Genomic DNA, 16509 nt, shown 5'->3' with positions numbered 1-16509 from the left:
TCCGGAGATTGATCCGACTGGATGTTTTCGCGCTACCAGCGATTTGGGGAAGGGCCTACCGGATTAGGACAGAGGATCAATCCCACCCCCTCGAATACCACCAAAAGAAAAACTCACACAAAATTTTCGATGTATACGGGACTGATCCTCATACCCAACCGGGATGAGTACGTTTTGAAGCAAATCTCACCGGACAACAGTGAACTAGTTCACATTCAAGAAAAAATTGCCCTACCGCCAATCAAAAAAGCCGTCACCTGCCCGGGAAAGCAGCCCTGCCGCCATTGATCGGCCCATTTCTGCGCCATCTTCAGCGCTGCCGGTCACATCATCCGCAATGGATTCGGACCCATCCGGGCGCAGCACCTCTCCGCGCAGGCGCAGAGTACCAGCCTCCAGCTCCGCCAGACCGGCGATCGGGGTTTCACAGGATCCGTCAAGCGCCGCCAGCAAGGCCCGTTCCGCCGCCAGGCGCAAACCGGTGTCCCGGCTGTGAATGGCTTCCAGCATTTCAGCGGCCCGATGATCATCGCTGCGCCGTTCGATGCCGATAGTCCCCTGCGCAATGGCAGGCAGCATATCATCCGGCGAAATGGCGGTTGCCGGCACGTCGTCCATCTGCAGCCGCCGGAGACCGGCCATCGCAAGGAATGTGCATTCAGCAACACCATCTGCCAGCTTCTTAAGCCGGGTCTGCACGTTTCCGCGGAATTCCACGACCTTCAGGTCCGGGCGTCGGTGCAACAGCTGGGCCCGCCGCCGCAATGATGACGTGCCCACAACCGCACCGTCCGGCAGGTCATGAATCGAGCCAAGCCGCGGGGAAATGAAGGCGTCGCGCACGTCTTCGCGCGGCAGGAAGGTGTCCAGAACCAGCCCCTCGGGCTGCTCGACCGGCATATCCTTGGTAGAGTGCACGGCGATATCGATATCGCCTTTCAACATCGCCTCTTCGATTTCCTTGGTGAAAAGGCCTTTATTGCCGATCTCTTTCAGCGGACGATCCGCGTCGATCATGGCGCGGTTGTCGCCTGTCGTCTTGATCACCACGATCTCGAACGCCTCTTCCGGCAGATCGAAAGCCTCACCCAGTCGGTGGCGGGTCTCATGGGCCTGAGCCAGCGCCAGTGGAGAGCCACGGGTGCCGATCTTCAGCGGCGATGCGGGGGAGGGTAGGATCAAAGTCATGACGCAAGCTTTAGTCGCGTCACATTGCCCTGACAATGGGGGCAGAGCTTGACAAATTGACGCCGAAGGCAGACCGGTATCGCAAACCGGAATATTGGGGACGAGCATGGCCGAGAAAAAGAAACTGCTGCGGGCGCTGGCGGGTGAAGTGCAGGACGTGCCGCCTATCTGGATGATGCGGCAGGCAGGGCGGTATCTGCCCGAGTATCGTGCGACGCGAGCGCAGGCCGGGGATTTCCTGTCGCTGTGCTACAACCCGGAACTGGCCGCCGAGGTGACGCTGCAGCCGATCCGCCGCTATGGCTTTGACGCGGCGATCCTGTTTGCCGATATTCTGCTGGTGCCACAGGCCCTGGGCGCGGATTTGTGGTTCGTGACCGGCGAAGGACCCCGCCTGTCCACGATCACACAGAAACCGGAATTCGACGCGCTGAAACCCGTCGATGATATTCACGAGACCCTTGCACCTGTCTATGAAACCGTTCGCATCCTGTCGCGCGAGCTGCCTTCCGAAACGACGTTGATCGGATTTGCCGGCGCACCCTGGACGGTCGCCACATACATGATCGCTGGGCGTGGAACACCGGATCAGGGACCGGCGCACGCCCTGAAAGATGGCGATACCGCCCTGTTCGAGGCGCTGATCGAACGGATCACCGCGGCAACCATCGAATATCTTTCCGCCCAGATCGAAGCCGGTGCGGAAGTGGTCAAGATCTTCGACAGCTGGGCCGGATCCCTGAAAGGGGAAGCATTTTCAAAATACGCAGTGGAACCCTGCCGCGTCATCACGCAGGCGATCAAGGAACGTCATCCCGGCATTCCGGTGATCGGCTTCCCCCGCGAAGCAGGTGATGGCTATATCGGGTTTGCCAACGCAACCGGGGTTGATTGCGTGGCGCTGGACAACTCGGTTTCGCCCGAATGGGGTGCTAAACACGTTCAGGTGGATGGCTGCGTTCAGGGCAATCTGGCCTCATCGCACATGGTGACGGGCGGGCAGCCGCTGGTGGATGAAACCCGCCGCATTGTCGAGGCATTCTCGGGCGGGCCGCACATCTTCAATCTAGGCCACGGGATCACACCGGACGCCGACCCCGAAAACGTACAGCTGATGATTGATACGGTGCGCGGCAGGTAAGTCAGCAGATTTATCGGTTATCGAGTTCTGCGAGAATCTCTTGCGTGTGCTCTCCGCGTGCCGGGCTGGGTTTGGGTTCCCATTCCTGTGTTGAAAACCGCGGAGCAGCGGCTGCCTGCAGGTCGCCATCAACATCCCGCCAAGTGCGGCGCGCGGCGTTCATTTCGTGATCGCGGGCCTCCTCTGGGCTGAGGACCGGGGCGACACAGGCATCCGTTCCCAAAAACAGATCGGCCCAATGGTCGCGCGGCTTTCCGGCAAAAATCGACGCAAGGCGTTTGGTCAGCTCCGGCCACATTCCCGGATTGTATTGCTGTTGAAAACCCGGATCATCCGTCAGATCCAAGAGCTCCAGAAACTCGGCATAAAACTTGGCCTCAAGACACTGAACGGACACATACCCGCCATCCGCGCAAACGTAAGTGCGGCTCCAGTGCGGGCCGTCAAGCAGGCTGTGACCCCGTGCGTCCGACAGATTGCCTGTCTGTCGCAACCCCATAAGCAAATTCATCATATTTGCCGAGCCATCATATATTGCGGCGTCAACTACGGTCCCCTGACCGGTCGAACGGGCATTAATTATGCCTGCCAGCATTCCAGCCACGAGATACATAGCGCCGCCACCGATGTCTCCGACCAGTGTGGCAGGCGTTTGCGGCGCATCGCCGGGCGCCGACCCGTACCAAAGTGCCCCTGACAGTGAGATGTAATTCAGATCATGGCCCGAAGCATGCGCCAGCGGACCGCCCTGCCCCCAACCCGTCATGCGCCCGTAAACCAGACCGGGATTCAGTTCGTGGCAAACCTCTGGACCCAGCCCCAGTTTTTCCATCACACCCGGGCGAAACCCCTCGATCAATCCGTCCGCCGAGGCAATCAGCCGTTTCGCTGTTTCCAGATCGGTCGCATCCTTCAAATCAAGCTCAATCGACCGCTTTCCCCGGTCCAGAACAGATTTCACTGCACCGCCGGGCGCTGTAGGACCACTTTTGCGATGCACGGTAACGACGTCAGCGCCAAGATCAGACAACATCATGGCGGCAAACGGGCCGGGGCCAAGCCCCTCGATCTCAATGATGCGGATACCTGTCAGCATGTCTGATCCTCCCTCTGCGCCAACGTTCCGGCCAAACAGACGGATTGCAAGGCCCGACCGCCGCGACGTGACGTCTTTTTCATGGTGACTAGGCAGTTACGAATACGAGTGATTTCCTGCCGCTGGAGAAGGAGGAGCTCATGTCAGTCGTTTCCTACGAAAAAGATGGGCGCATCGCGCGGATCACTCTGAACAGACCGGACGTCATGAATGCGATCAATGACGAACTGCCGGTAGAATTATCCGAAGCCGTCGCGCGAGCCGATGCCGATCCGGGCGTTCACGTCATGATCCTGTCCGGTAATGGCCCCGCCTTTTGCGCCGGGTACGATCTGACCTTCTACGCCGAAGGCAATGGCAGCGGAGAGGCAACGCAGCCCATGCCGTGGGATCCGATCAAGGATTACAGTTTCATGTGGCGTAACACGCAGCATTTCATGTCTCTCTGGCGGGCGATGAAACCCGTGGTCTGCAAAGTTCATGGATTTGCCGTGGCCGGAGGGTCCGACATCGCATTGTGTGCGGATATGACCATCATGGCCGAGGACGCGCAGATCGGATACATGCCCGCCCGCGTCTGGGGCTGTCCGACCACGGCCATGTGGGTCTATCGTCTGGGTGCTGAAAAAGCCAAACGGATGCTATTTACCGGCGACAAGATCACCGGGCGCGAGGCGGCGGATATGGGGCTGGTGCTCAAGGCGGTGCCTGCAGATCAGCTGGACGATGCGGTGGAGGAAATGGCCGCGCGCATGGCGACGGTTCCGATCAATCAGTTGGCGATGCAAAAGATGGTCATCAATCAGGCAATCGAACAGACTGGAATGATGCAAACACAGCGTCTGGCCACAATCTTTGACGGCATTACGCGGCACTCTCCCGAAGGCATCAATTTCAAGACCCGTGCAGAACAGGTTGGCTGGAAGCAGGCCGTGACCGAAAGGGATCAGGGCACCTGGGATTGGACAGAAGACGAAGAATTACCAAAGCGTAATCGTTAAGTCCCTTGCCAGAGCATTCCGGGAAGAATAGCGTCCCGCAAATGGTCGCACGGTGAGGGGATGATGCGCGTCTGGATTCTGATCTGCGTTTGCGTTGTTCTTGCGATTCTGACCGCAATTCTCATTCGCCTGCACCCTCCGGGCAGTCTGAGCCTGGCGTCGGGTCCAGCAGGTGGCGCTTACGTCTCTGTCGCCGACGACTATGCCCGCGTTCTGGCCCGAGATGATATCCACCTCGACATTATCGAAACCGCTGGATCGGTTGAAAACGCACGGTTGCTGGAAGAGAAAATAGTGGATGCCGCGATTCTTCAGGGTGGCATAGACGTCCCTTCTCAATACGCCGAGGCGGTGGGCGCAATCTTCTTTGAACCGGTCATCTTTCTGACGCGAAGGGGCGACGCGATCCCGCGCAATCCCGCCCATTGGAAAGGATTGCGCATAAACAGCGGCGCAGACGGATCGGGCACAGCAGCAGCCTTCCGTGATTTCGAACAGGCTGTGGGGTTGTCGATTGACGACAACACTCACCTCTCGATTCCTTACGACAAGGCGGTCGACGCCTTGCTGTCAGATCAGGTTGATATCGCCGTTTTTGTCGCGCCGATTGACGCGCCCTATCTCATGTCCGCTTATGACCGGCCCGGGTTGGCATTGCTGGATCTTGAACACGTCGAAGCCATTTCCCGCCGGCTTGAATATGCTAGCGTCGTCACCGTTCCACCTGGCGGCATGTCGCTGGACCCCGTACGCCCCCCCCGCCCGATCGAGTTTATCGCACTTGAGGCACGCCTTGCCGTGCGCCCCGGCCTTCACCCCGCGTTGGTCAACCGCCTGACCATGGCCGCAATCGAATTGCACCGGTCACGGGGCATCATTACCGATCCGGGCATCTTCCCTTCGATTGAAGGAACCGGCCTTCACATGAACAACACGGCACGACAGCTTGTGCTCGAAGGGCCATCGACCTGGCACAACTGGCTGCCCTATTGGATCGCCGCGCAGATCAACCGGGTCCTTTTGTTGTTCCTACCGTTTTTCTTCATCGTGGTCCCACTGCTCCGGCTACTGCCGCTGGCATATGCCTATCTGATGCGGTGGCGGGTCTGGCAGCACTATCCCGAAATTCGTCAGATCGAAGATGATCTGGGCAGTAACCCAAGCGCAGCTGAACTTGAGGAAATGCGACTACATCTGGCTGAGCTGGATGAGCGGCTGGCCGGATTGCGGTTGCCTGCCGCATATCGACAGGGGCAATACGATGCGCGACTGCATATGGAACTGGTGCAGAAACGAATTGCCGAAATGCAGCGAAACGCATCCTGACAGGCTTGAACTGATCACCTAGAGCTCGACTTCATCGAATACCTGAGTGCCTTCTTTGGCATCTAAGACTGGCGACGATCATCAAGAGTAGGTGCCAAAGCAGCATTTAAAATGTCGGTGGCGTGCAGGCGCTGACGATAACACAGGGTTCCGGCCCAACCTGCCTGAAACGATGCGGTCGGCGGCTATCGAACAAGTAAGCGTCTCCCGCCCCGAGGATTTTGCGTTCGCTTCCGACCGTGATCTCAATCCGACCCGAGACGACAACCCCGCCTTCTTCGCCTTCGTGCTCATACATTTGCGCGCCCGTGTCCGCATGAAGGGCATAGGTTTCATACAAAATCTGCAATGTCCGCCCCACAGGACTATCGCCGACCTGTTTCAACGACAGTTTCCCCTTGCCGATTTCCTTCAGTTCTTCTGCAGCGAAGAAAATTTTGCGATCCGGTTCGGGCGCAAAGGCGAAGAATTCCGACAATCCCACCGGTATGCCATCCAGTACACGCTTCAGGGCTCCGACCGATGGATTGGTCTTTCCCGACTCAATCAAAGAAATCGTGGAATTCGGAACACCGACTTTTCTGGCCAGCGCCCGCTGAGACAGACCAGCTTGTTCACGCACGTATCGAAGGCGATATCCAAGGTCGATTTCTTCCTGAGCCGTTTCCATTGGGGTGTTTTCTCTGTTCACTATTTTGAACAAATTATCACCGCCCCCAATATTATTAAAGGCTTACGCACTAAAACAAACAGACTATTTTCTGCCATTTAAATCGAACACCCTCTTACGGACTTCGAATCGGGGCCATGGCCCGCTGAGAGAGGGTGCAAAAAGATGACGAATGCAGAGCTTGCCAAACGGCGTGTAGATGCGATTGCCCGTGGGGTCGGGATGACGACCCAAATCTATGCAGATCGCGCGGAAAACGCCGAAGTCTGGGATGTCGAAGGCACCCGGTACATCGATTTCGCAGGCGGGATTGCAGTCGTGAACACTGGGCATCGTCACCCTAGGGTGATGGCAGCAGTCGAGGCGCAGCTTGCGCGCTTTACTCACACCTGCCACCAGGTTCTGCCCTACGAAGACTATATCCGTCTGGGCGAGCGTTTGAACGCAGCAGTTCCCGGTGATTTCGACAAGAAAACGATCTTTGTAACAACCGGCGCGGAAGCGGTGGAAAACGCGGTCAAGATCGCACGTGCGGCAACTGGGCGTCAGGCAGTGATCGCCTTTGGCGGTGGCTTTCATGGTCGTACGTTCATGGGCATGGCGCTGACCGGCAAAGTGCAGCCCTACAAGGCTGGTTTTGGCACGATGATGCCCGATGTCTACCACGTGCCATTTCCGATTGACCTTCATGGCGTGTCGGTCGAGAGGTCTCTTGAGGCGATCAACGGTCTGTTCAAGTCCGACCTCGATCCCGGCCGTGTGGCTGCGATCATCCTTGAACCCGTTCAGGGCGAAGGCGGTTTCTATCCCGCGCCCACCGGATTGATGACCGCCTTACGATCGCTGTGCGACAAACACGGGATCGTCTTGATTGCCGACGAAGTACAGACGGGTTTTGCCCGCACCGGGCATCTTTTCGCGATGGAGCAATATGACGTAGCTGCGGACCTCACAACCATGGCCAAGGGGTTGGCAGGCGGCCTGCCGCTGGCGGCCGTGACCGGCCGCGCCGAGATCATGGATGCCGCAAACCCCGGCGGTCTGGGCGGCACCTATGGCGGCAACCCGTTGGGCATCGCGGCCGCAAATGCGGTGCTGGACGTGATCGCGGACGAAGACCTCTGCGCGCGGGCAAACGAACTGGGCTCGCGTCTCAAGCAGCGCCTCGCGGCGATCCGCGCAGATGTGCCTGAAATCGCAGACATTCGCGGCCCCGGTTTTATGGTGGCCTGTGAGTTCAATACCGCCGACGGCAGCACTCCAAACGCAAAATTTGCCAATGCTGTAAGGACCGAAGCCCTAAAGCGAAACCTGATCCTCCTTACCTGCGGTACCTATGGAAATGTGGTGCGCTTCCTTGCGCCAATCACCATTCAGGATGACGTCATGGCAGAGGCGATGAACATCCTTGAAGCGTCAATCAAAGCGGCGAAGGAAGCATAACCATGGATCTGAAGGACAGCAGCCTTTTGGAAACCCGGGCCTATATCAACGGGGACTGGCGCGAAGGGAGTGAGACCTTTGCCGTAACCAACCCGGCCACAGGCGAGTTGATCGCCAATGTGGCCGACTGCTCGGTCGCCGACGTGCGGGAAGCGATCGACGGGGCCTATGCGGCGCAGAAAGCGTGGGCAGCCAAAACCGGCAAAGAGCGCGCGGCGATCCTGCGCAGATGGTATGAGCTGATGATTGAGGCGCAGGACGATCTGGCCACGATCCTATGCGTCGAAATGGGCAAGCCGCTGGCGGAAGCCAAGGGCGAGATCGCCTATGGCGCCAGCTTTATCGAATGGTTCGGTGAAGAGGCTAAGCGTGTCTATGGTGACACCATCCCCGGTCACCAGCCTGACAAGCGCATTGTCGTTCTGAAACAGCCGGTGGGTGTGGTCGGCGCCATCACCCCTTGGAATTTCCCGAATGCGATGATTGCGCGCAAAGTGGCCCCCGCATTGGCGGCAGGCTGTTCCTTTGTGGCGCGCCCGGCGGAGCTGACGCCGCTCTCAGCGACTGCCATGGCGGTGCTTGCCGAACGCGCAGGGGTGCCTGCCGGTGTCTTCAGCGTCGTGACCAACTCGAAGGCTGCGGAAACCGGGCAGGAAATGTGCGCCAACCCGAAAGTGGCAAAAATCACTTTTACCGGATCAACTCGCGTCGGCCGGATTCTGATGCGTCAGGGCGCGGACACCATCAAGAAGATGTCGCTTGAACTGGGGGGCAATGCGCCGTTTCTGGTTTTTGACGATGCCGACCTAGACGCCGCCGTCGAGGGCGCAATGATTGCGAAGTTCCGCAACAACGGCCAGACCTGCGTTTGCGCCAACCGCATCTATGTACAAGCAGGTGTCTATGACGCATTTGCCAACAAGCTTGCCGCCGCTGTTTCCGCCCTTAACCCCGGCAATGGCATGGAGGAGGGGGTGACCACAGGCCCGCTTATCAATGAAGCCGCCGTCGCGAAGGTCGAGGAACACTTGTCCGACGCGGTAGCCAAAGGCGCCCGTGTGATGACCGGTGGCAACCGTCTGGAAGGTAACTTCTTTGAACCGACCCTGATTGCTGACGTCCCGGTCACCGCCAAAGTCTCGCATGAAGAAACTTTTGGTCCGATTGCGCCGCTGATCAGGTTTGAAACCGAAGAAGAGGTGATTGCACTTGCCAATGACAGCGAATTCGGTCTGGCCGGTTACTTCTATGCCAACGATCTGGCACGGGTCTGGCGCGTGGCCGAGGGGATGGAAACCGGGATGGTCGGCATCAATACCGGATTGATTTCCACCGAACTGGCCCCGTTTGGCGGCGTCAAGCAATCGGGCTTGGGCCGTGAGGGATCAAAATACGGCATGGATGACTATCTGGAGCTGAAGTACCTTTGCCTGAGCACTGCGGAGCAAAGGCGGTCTTGATTGAAGCCCTCTGCCGAAATCAAACTTGCGGCGTCCAATATGGACCCCCAAATGGGGGTGCTAACGCCTGAGTGGCGGTGCCAAAGGCGATCCGGAAACCTGCCGAGCACAATACTAGGCCTCGTTTTAAGGTCGGTCTGCTCCCTACTGTGGGTACATTCGCAAATGGCCACTCATACATCTGCGATGCGCAACAAGATGTTCTTACTATTCTTAGTCCGCTGCGGTGACATCTATGGCGTAATGATACCGTATATCAGGGCTCTTGAAACAGCATGCGTCCTGTTCCGTGCATTCAGGCGTTTGGCAGCATTCTTTACGTGCAGCTCAACAGTTTTGTCGGACAGGGACAACCTGAAAGCTATCTCCTTGTTCGTCAGCCCGGCGGCCACCCAATGCAAACACTCTTTTTCACGGACCGAAAGCGGGAAGAATTGCCGCATCATGTCGCCTTCTTGAACGCGTGAATGAAACAGCATTGCGGCGCTTTCTACCAATGGAGTTACGCGCGCGACAATTTCGTCCCCCTCCTTGTCGCTGCCCGCCTCAAAACACACACCAGTTCCACCCAGCTTCCAGTTTGATGCGTCCCGAACTGGAATGGTGATGCCGTAGTTCATTCCAAAATCAATCATCGCGTTTTGAAAGAACTCTGATTTTTCGGTCTGGAATTGTTTCGCCCGCGGGTCTCGCCAAGAGATTGGGCGATGGTCTTCAGTCATCGCATATTGGGCAAAAGGATCGTGATCGATGTATCCCTCATCCAGATAGAGCTCATTGAACTCCTCGCGATGGGACGACATTGCCACGACTTCGGATGCGATCGAACGGCCTACTGTCTTTGGGAAAAAACCATAAACGGCGCTTTTGGCCCCAAGTTTTGCCAATGCGTCCGAATAAAGCGACCAGGCCAAATCGACTGTCGCAGCGTTAGTCAGCTTTTCCGAGAAATCCAGAAGACGGTTTGTCCTCTCCTTATCAATAAAAGTAATTCTATTCATTTCATAAACTTAACAATAGTTACTCCAATACCTCGTCATCTTCGCTTTGCTCTGTTCATGCAGTCAACCCACAACAATCATGTGGTGGTCAATTTTGGGGGGTGCACCCAAACAGCTGTCCATGATGTCAGAAAACGGACTTACACTGGCTTGATTGCCGCACCGCAATGACACCGCTTTAGCAGCCCTGTTTCGATCAACCGGGTTCGTCCGTCGACCTTAGCCACCACATTGCTGTCTTGTTTCGCTCTCAAAATTCATCAAGATCACAGCCAGACCAGCCATGGTCAGCATCCCGTCAAACCCGGCTTGCTTTCGAAGCTTGGCTGCTTCAGCCTGGTCCCCTTTTGCACCCGCCATTACGATCGCAAAAACCTCTTCATCCAGCTCGGTTTTCGCCAACTCGTACTGGCATGAACAAAACCCTTCTGAACCCGCACCCATACCGACACAGTGATCGACAAATGCAGATTTGTCCCGATCACCCCAACACCCTGACACTGCCAGGGCGATGGACGCACTCACCAAAACCCTTTTCATAGCCTTCCTTTTCTTTAGTTCAGACGTAACATTCACTGGCTTATTGCGACGGACTCAGCGCAGTCATCCTCGCCCATACGACAACTAACGTTGGAAATTTTGACTACGAAAGACGTGTCGCAAGCGCCCTTGGACATGCGCGCAGCCACTTTACTAATTCCACTCGGCAGATTGCGATAACGAAGCTTGTCAGTGTCAAACGGCCCACCGGACCACTTGCCGGTATGCATGTCATAGAGTCGCTCTTCCGAAGCCTCGGGGTCTGCAATGGTAATTTCGAATCCGAGATGGTCGATTTTTTCAGAGTTTGCGTTATCCACCTCAAAAAAAATATCGCACCCTGCAAGAATAACACCCATAACTTCTTTACTGACCGGCACTGAACCTGTGTGGGTGATCGAAATTTCATCCGGCTTACATGCTCCGAGAAGCCCAACAGCCAATAGCAGCGGAACCGCAGTTTTTGGATACGAGTACCGGAGTGTACGGATGATCAGGCAGCTTGCCAGTTTTTGAAATTTTGCAGTACTTTTATTCATGTTGGATACCTACTATGCGACAGTCAGTGTCAATTTCGAAATTTACCTGTCTAAATCAGTTCAAAAGCAGTGATACAGGCAGCATCAATTGTAACGCTTCCTCAGATAGTTCCTCGCCATCGCTATTTTCCAGCGCGACTTGAAAAAGAGTCCGGACCGTGCCCGCCCTTTGTTGTTGCTCGAATGCGCAGTCTAAAAAATATAGGAATTTCCCTATGTTGCACAAAAACCTGATGTGGTTTCACTAACTGCAGAATGTTGCGACACATTGCCAAGCGAGGGACGAGGCGCAGACGTTAAGCGGATGATCCATTGGATCGATTGTAGTCCGAACGGGCTGTGTTGAGATTATTCGACCTGATTGTGTCAGCAGGATTTGACCTTTGCCAAACAACCGCAGAACTAAAATAAAACAAGCGTTTTGCCTTTGAGTTATTGCTGTTCGTATCATCTTGGCCGGAAGCTTTTAGGGAGCTCAACCAGAGCCAGAACGAAGTGAATTTCTCTCAAACGCAGACGAGGTTGTTCATATTTTTACGAATCGCAAAAAATGGTAGTCTGCGCGGCATCTACAAATAGGATTGGCGATGAGAAATGCCCGGCTCATCGAAGCAGGTGTTTTAACCTTTCAGATCGCGTTTATAGCTGCGGCGACATACGTGGCGCTTAAATTTTCGATCCTCGCAGGAGTCCTTTTGTTTTTCGGTTTGGTTCTTGGTTTTACAGTTTTGATTTACAATCATGACGCTTGGTTGATCAAAAAGCTGACATCGGAAAAGCAGCCGCTTGCATTTAGCCTATGTCAGAGCGGCTTCGTGGGTCGAGTTCGGAGATTCACTCGATTACTTCCCGCTTCCCCCAGGTGTCGCCTATGTCTTGTGCCATTTCGAGGTTTTGGCAAAATTTTGGGCATCAAACCCGCATCAGAAAACCCGAACTTCTGTAGAAGCTGTTTTGAAGGATTGCCGACGAAAACACTCGATGCCGAGGTGGGAATGCTATTTGCCGATATGAGAGGCTTTACACCTTGGTCCGAGGAGCATTCGCCGGCTGAAGCCGCCGATATGCTAACCCGGTTCTATGGTATTGCGGAAAAAGAAATTGCCCGTGACGATGCTTTGATCGAGTTTATCGGTGATCAGGTCATGGCGATTTATCCAGTTCAGATGGCGTCGCTTAGGGAACGAACGGCAGATGTAATGCTTCGGGCAGCGCAACGCCTATTGGACAGCATAAGATCTGAATCCGGCATGATAGGCGTAGGGATTGGGATAAACATGGGCGTCGCGCAAGTTGGGGAAATGGCTACCGGCTCATCCAGAAGTTTTACTGCCGTCGGCGATGTTGTTAACACGGCCGCCCGTCTACAAAGCCAAGCTTCGGAAAATGAAATCCTTCTCTCAGAAACTGTATACAACAAACTAAGCGCTCGAACGCTCGACTTCGAAGCTGGTGAAATCTCGCTAAAGGGCAAGTCCGAAGTGGTTCGAACCTATCTTCTGAAAACGAATTGATTTCTACCGCTAACCTTCCGAAAACTCAGAGGAGCCATTAATTGGCGACGTCGAATGCTGCCCAAAATCCGTTTTCGACTAACTGTGGGCATCTTCACGCGGAAGCTTGGCACCATGGAAACCAGAGTACATGCGTCTATTGGTTGAGGTTTTGTGCCGCCTGAGACGGTAATTCCGCATAGGATGCGTCATAGAAATAAGTCAGCCAAATTGACGACCCATCGAAGAAAATATCAGAAATCCCACGCGAATGAGACCCGGCGCTCAGCGGAAAAATGTTTCCATCAGTTTCAACGCGCATGAGTCTTGCATCGGGGTATTTCTCGTGACCCCGATAACCTCCGACAACAACTGTGCCGTTGACGATTTCAACAGATTCCAAGTTACCGAAGCCATTCGCAAGTCTTACAGCAGTATCCTCGCTACCGGGCTGCGGAACCCAATACAAAGCGCTGTCCCATGCCTCGTCGCTGCCCCAGGACACAGCATAAATTCCTTCCTCTGAGAGAGCAAAGCGGGCAAGCCCACTGATAAGCAAATCGTCGAGGTAAGGTTGAATTTGTCCGGTTTGGGTTGCGACCGATAGGAATACGCCCCGCCCAAAGTCACTTACGAGTAGGGTGTTCTCGTCGAGCGTTTCGATATCATAGAGAAAGACACCATCGTCATCGAGAGCTTGGCGCCAGTTTACCGTGCCATCTGCAGCGGTAGAAATGACCTCATTGCCATCCACAATGACAATCTGGTTGCCAGAACGCACCATTCCTGTCGGGTTGCGCAGACCTTGCCCATCCGAGAGTTTGATTTCTTCGGTCCCGCCGTCGGGAGTAAGCTTGTAGAGCCCGCCATTGGTTGCGTCTGAACCGAACTCTTCATCTGGCCCACCCGGTCCAATCGATACGGCATAGATATCGTTCCCCATTGGCAAAACGGCTTCTGTAAAGGGCGGCAGCTTCTGTTCGGCGACAGCAGGGCAAGCCACGGTGCAAGCAACCAATAGCGAAAGAAATTTCATCTCAAACAATTCTCCTGTGTAGTTGCGCTTCGATGTTGTCGCCCCGTTTTCCCTGCAATGATTGCTCCGGGGCAGCCGTGACGAACCAAGCGGTCTGCATCAAAGGTTTCGCTCGAAGGCCATAAAATGCGGGGCCAGCGCATTGATGGCGGTGTCAATGATTAGCGGGTCTTCGTAAAACTGAAGCTGATTGGCACCGTCGATCCAATGCAGCGTCTTCTGCTCCGAAGCGATGTCTTCAAAAATGCGGCGCGGAATATCCTGACCGCTTGCAGCCCTATCACCATGGATCATCAATACGGGCAGGTTCAGCTGAGGGGCTGTTTCATCGATCCGCCAGCCCCAAATGCCAGCTTCGCTCATTGCGGTGATGCGGTTTTCCCAACCACCTTTGAAAGTCAGCCAAGGGGCCCTGTTGTCCCAAGGCAGGTACCAATCAGCGATGGCCGTTGCGGTCAGAAGGGCATCTTCGGAGCCAACGATCGGAATGTAACTTGCTTCCCCTGTATTTGCGAAATCGGCGGCTGCTTTGGTCGCGCGTTCCATGCGTGCGTCAACTGCTGCATCACTGCCAAGGTACATTCTGGCGGTTTCCGCAGTCAGATAGTGGCCCGCAACAACCCCGAGAGACGCCACTCGATCATCTATCACCGCTGTTTCAATCGCCCAGTTGACGCCCTGGCAAATCCCGAGAAGATGAAGCCGATTTGCGTCAATACCTTCCTGGTTGGCGAGAAAACCGAGGGCCGCCTGGCAGTCTTCCACCTTGGCTTCGCCAGACTCGTAGCGCCGGGGCACGCCTGTGCTTTCTCCGTGATAGCGCGGGTCGAAAATCAGAACGGCGAGCCCGCGCGATGCCAAGCGGGTTGCATATTGCACCGGTGATTGTTCCTTGACGAAAGCGACAGGTCCGACAATCACAACTGCCGGGTGAGGCCCGTCCGCAGCAGGCATCAACAACTTTCCAACAAGGGTTTCCCCAGAGCTGTCAAAGGACACCGTCTGGACATCGTAGGAGCCAAATGCCGATTGATCTACGTTGCCGGACGGCGCCGCGGCGCTGGGCCGGGCAGCGAAAACTCCGCTCATGGATGAAGCAATCGCAATTGAATTGAACTTGCGACGTGTAATCATTGCTGCTGCCCTTTCGTATTCTGTTTGATGGCCTATGCACCCAAAAGATCGGGGGTGCCCGGATTGGCTGTACTTGTCAATTAGCTTGCGATCGGCATAATTTGGATGACGCAAACAGCATGATGGACATGCAAAAAGTGAATGATGGCCTAACTTCTCTGGATGTGCGGACTTTGCGGTTCCTGCAGCTCCTTCTTCGCACAGGCAGCGTCACACGCACGGCAATTCATCTCGGGATCAGCCAACCCGCCGCCAGTCGAATCCTCGCCCGGGTACGCGACTTGATAGGAGATCCAGTGCTCATCCGAACGCAGTTTGGATACCAGTTAACGGATCATGCTCTGGGCTTGAATGAACCAGTCGATGCAGCACTGTCAGCGATAGCTGACGTCTTTAGGCCATCCGCCTTTGATCCGGCACAGTCCAACCATTGCTATCGCATCGCCTCGACAGATTACGGCGTGGCGGCTGTCCTCGGGCCCATGATGGAAGTCTTCGCCGTTACCGCACCAGCACTAAGGTTCGATGTCTCGCCATTGGTGCCGCAAAGTTTTGACGACCTGGAAAAAGGAGCGATTGATCTGCTGCTATACGCGGATTTGGATGCCAGGGACGATTTGCTCATTCAGAAGCTATTTGATGAGACCTACGAAGTTCTTTTCCGACAGGGCCATCCTCTTGAGGAAGATGCGGCATCGAAGCCGGCTCTTAGTCCGCAGGACGTGTCCCCTTACCGGTTAATCGAGTTCAGTTTTCCGGGTACGACGGGTTTGAAACCGGATACGATCATGCGCCAAGAAGGAGATGGTTCGAATGCCGTATTCCAGCAGCCCTACTTCACCACGCTGCCATTCCTTGTGGGGCAGACGGATGCGGTCGCAGCTGTCCCCAAGCGGCTGGCAAAGCAAGTCCAGAAATTGACCTCACTTTGTTCATCTCCGTTTCAGCCGAGTTGCGGTTTCCCCTATTACTTGGTCCGCCACGAGCGTAGCCGCTTCAATCCAGCGGTCAATTGGTTGAGGGAACAAGCACAGGAGATCACCAAGTCCGACTGAATTGAGGTTCGAGCCGTGATGATGGTTTGAACCCGATAATTTCGAAGTACAGAGAGGTCATTCAAATCACCGCACGCTCTTGAGTCTTAACGAATCCACAATCCATCGACGGCATGGTTTGTTGGGCTGAGCCGCCACATCGACCGTTACTGTTACATCTCTGCTCAGAGCCGTGCTCCACATCGTCATCTACTTTCCAGCTTTGCGATCGCAGCGAATGTTTGTTCAGTGCGGGCCCAACGCCGCGACGTTGATCACGGTCGAACGGTGGGGATGTACTTCCAGCGGGTTTGGCGTACGCAAGAAGCCCCGCGTTGTGCGAGGTTAAGCGTTTGATATCTGACTTATAAAGTTGGTTGCGGGAGCAGGATTTGAACCTGCGACCT

At 55.4% G+C, this 16509-nt stretch carries 16 protein-coding genes; 7 read left to right on the top strand and 9 right to left on the bottom strand.

The window, feature by feature from the left end; all coding sequences use genetic code 11:
* Positions 1-231 precede the first annotated feature (231 nt).
* A complete protein-coding gene (gene hemC, locus ACR0NW_RS16020; RefSeq protein WP_170654477.1) occupies positions 232-1188 on the bottom strand; it encodes a hydroxymethylbilane synthase in 957 nt (318 codons plus the stop codon).
* A gap of 106 nt (positions 1189-1294) precedes the next feature.
* On the opposite strand from hemC, the gene hemE reads away from it, so the two are divergent.
* On the top strand, positions 1295-2329 hold the full coding sequence (gene hemE / locus ACR0NW_RS16015; protein ID WP_480451637.1) for a uroporphyrinogen decarboxylase: 1035 nt from the start codon (positions 1295-1297) through the stop codon (positions 2327-2329).
* 10 nt (positions 2330-2339) lie between these two features.
* Here hemE and ACR0NW_RS16010 read toward each other — a convergent pair whose 3' ends face one another.
* Positions 2340-3425, bottom strand: coding sequence for a CaiB/BaiF CoA transferase family protein (locus tag ACR0NW_RS16010; protein ID WP_480451638.1), 1086 nt, complete (start codon positions 3423-3425; stop codon positions 2340-2342).
* 140 nt (positions 3426-3565) lie between these two features.
* Here ACR0NW_RS16010 and ACR0NW_RS16005 point away from each other — a divergent pair, with 140 nt between their 5' ends.
* Positions 3566-4426, top strand: a complete 861-nt coding sequence (locus ACR0NW_RS16005; protein ID WP_170654471.1) for a crotonase/enoyl-CoA hydratase family protein — start codon at positions 3566-3568, stop codon at positions 4424-4426.
* Positions 4427-4489: 63 nt separating this feature from the next.
* The gene (locus ACR0NW_RS16000) at positions 4490-5752 is read left to right on the top strand and encodes a TAXI family TRAP transporter solute-binding subunit (protein ID WP_480451639.1); all 1263 of its coding nucleotides are present in this window, start codon (positions 4490-4492) and stop codon (positions 5750-5752) included.
* A 106-nt stretch (positions 5753-5858) separates the two neighbouring features.
* Here ACR0NW_RS16000 and ACR0NW_RS15995 read toward each other — a convergent pair whose 3' ends face one another.
* Positions 5859-6422, bottom strand: a complete 564-nt coding sequence (locus ACR0NW_RS15995; protein WP_170654467.1) for a cupin domain-containing protein — start codon at positions 6420-6422, stop codon at positions 5859-5861.
* Between the two features lie 165 nt (positions 6423-6587).
* Here ACR0NW_RS15995 and ACR0NW_RS15990 point away from each other — a divergent pair, with 165 nt between their 5' ends.
* Positions 6588-7865, top strand: coding sequence for a 4-aminobutyrate--2-oxoglutarate transaminase (locus ACR0NW_RS15990; RefSeq protein ID WP_480451640.1), 1278 nt, complete (start codon positions 6588-6590; stop codon positions 7863-7865).
* 2 nt (positions 7866-7867) lie between these two features.
* Positions 7868-9325 (top strand): NAD-dependent succinate-semialdehyde dehydrogenase, encoded by a 1458-nt coding sequence (locus tag ACR0NW_RS15985; RefSeq protein WP_480451641.1) that lies wholly within the window; start codon positions 7868-7870, stop codon positions 9323-9325.
* A gap of 233 nt (positions 9326-9558) precedes the next feature.
* Here the strand turns inward: ACR0NW_RS15985 and ACR0NW_RS15980 are convergent, their stop codons facing one another.
* The 3 genes from ACR0NW_RS15980 to ACR0NW_RS15970 form a co-directional block, all read right to left on the bottom strand.
* Complete coding sequence (locus tag ACR0NW_RS15980) at positions 9559-10326, bottom strand: LuxR family transcriptional regulator (RefSeq protein WP_170654460.1); 768 nt, start codon at positions 10324-10326, stop codon at positions 9559-9561.
* A gap of 219 nt (positions 10327-10545) precedes the next feature.
* Positions 10546-10866 (bottom strand): hypothetical protein, encoded by a 321-nt coding sequence (locus ACR0NW_RS15975; protein ID WP_480791885.1) that lies wholly within the window; start codon positions 10864-10866, stop codon positions 10546-10548.
* A gap of 32 nt (positions 10867-10898) precedes the next feature.
* Complete coding sequence (locus tag ACR0NW_RS15970; protein WP_480451645.1) at positions 10899-11405, bottom strand: hypothetical protein; 507 nt, start codon at positions 11403-11405, stop codon at positions 10899-10901.
* A gap of 587 nt (positions 11406-11992) precedes the next feature.
* Here ACR0NW_RS15970 and ACR0NW_RS15965 point away from each other — a divergent pair.
* Positions 11993-12919, top strand: a complete 927-nt coding sequence (locus ACR0NW_RS15965; protein ID WP_480451646.1) for an adenylate/guanylate cyclase domain-containing protein — start codon at positions 11993-11995, stop codon at positions 12917-12919.
* 136 nt (positions 12920-13055) lie between these two features.
* Here ACR0NW_RS15965 and ACR0NW_RS15960 read toward each other — a convergent pair whose 3' ends face one another.
* Together ACR0NW_RS15960 and ACR0NW_RS15955 are read right to left on the bottom strand one after the other, a co-directional pair.
* Complete coding sequence (locus ACR0NW_RS15960) at positions 13056-13934, bottom strand: hypothetical protein (protein WP_480451647.1); 879 nt, start codon at positions 13932-13934, stop codon at positions 13056-13058.
* Positions 13935-14033: 99 nt separating this feature from the next.
* A complete protein-coding gene (locus tag ACR0NW_RS15955) occupies positions 14034-15023 on the bottom strand; it encodes an alpha/beta hydrolase (protein WP_480451648.1) in 990 nt (329 codons plus the stop codon).
* A 164-nt stretch (positions 15024-15187) separates the two neighbouring features.
* On the opposite strand from ACR0NW_RS15955, the gene ACR0NW_RS15950 reads away from it, so the two are divergent.
* Entirely contained in the window at positions 15188-16123 is a 936-nt protein-coding gene (locus ACR0NW_RS15950; protein WP_480451650.1) for a LysR family transcriptional regulator, read from the top strand.
* A gap of 61 nt (positions 16124-16184) precedes the next feature.
* Here ACR0NW_RS15950 and ACR0NW_RS15945 read toward each other — a convergent pair.
* On the bottom strand, positions 16185-16509 hold a 325-nt coding region (locus tag ACR0NW_RS15945; protein WP_480791884.1), incomplete at its 5' end, for a hypothetical protein.

This window comes from Ruegeria sp. CF5 (assembly GCF_056537325.1).
This window is presented reverse-complemented; position numbering and strand designations above follow the sequence as displayed.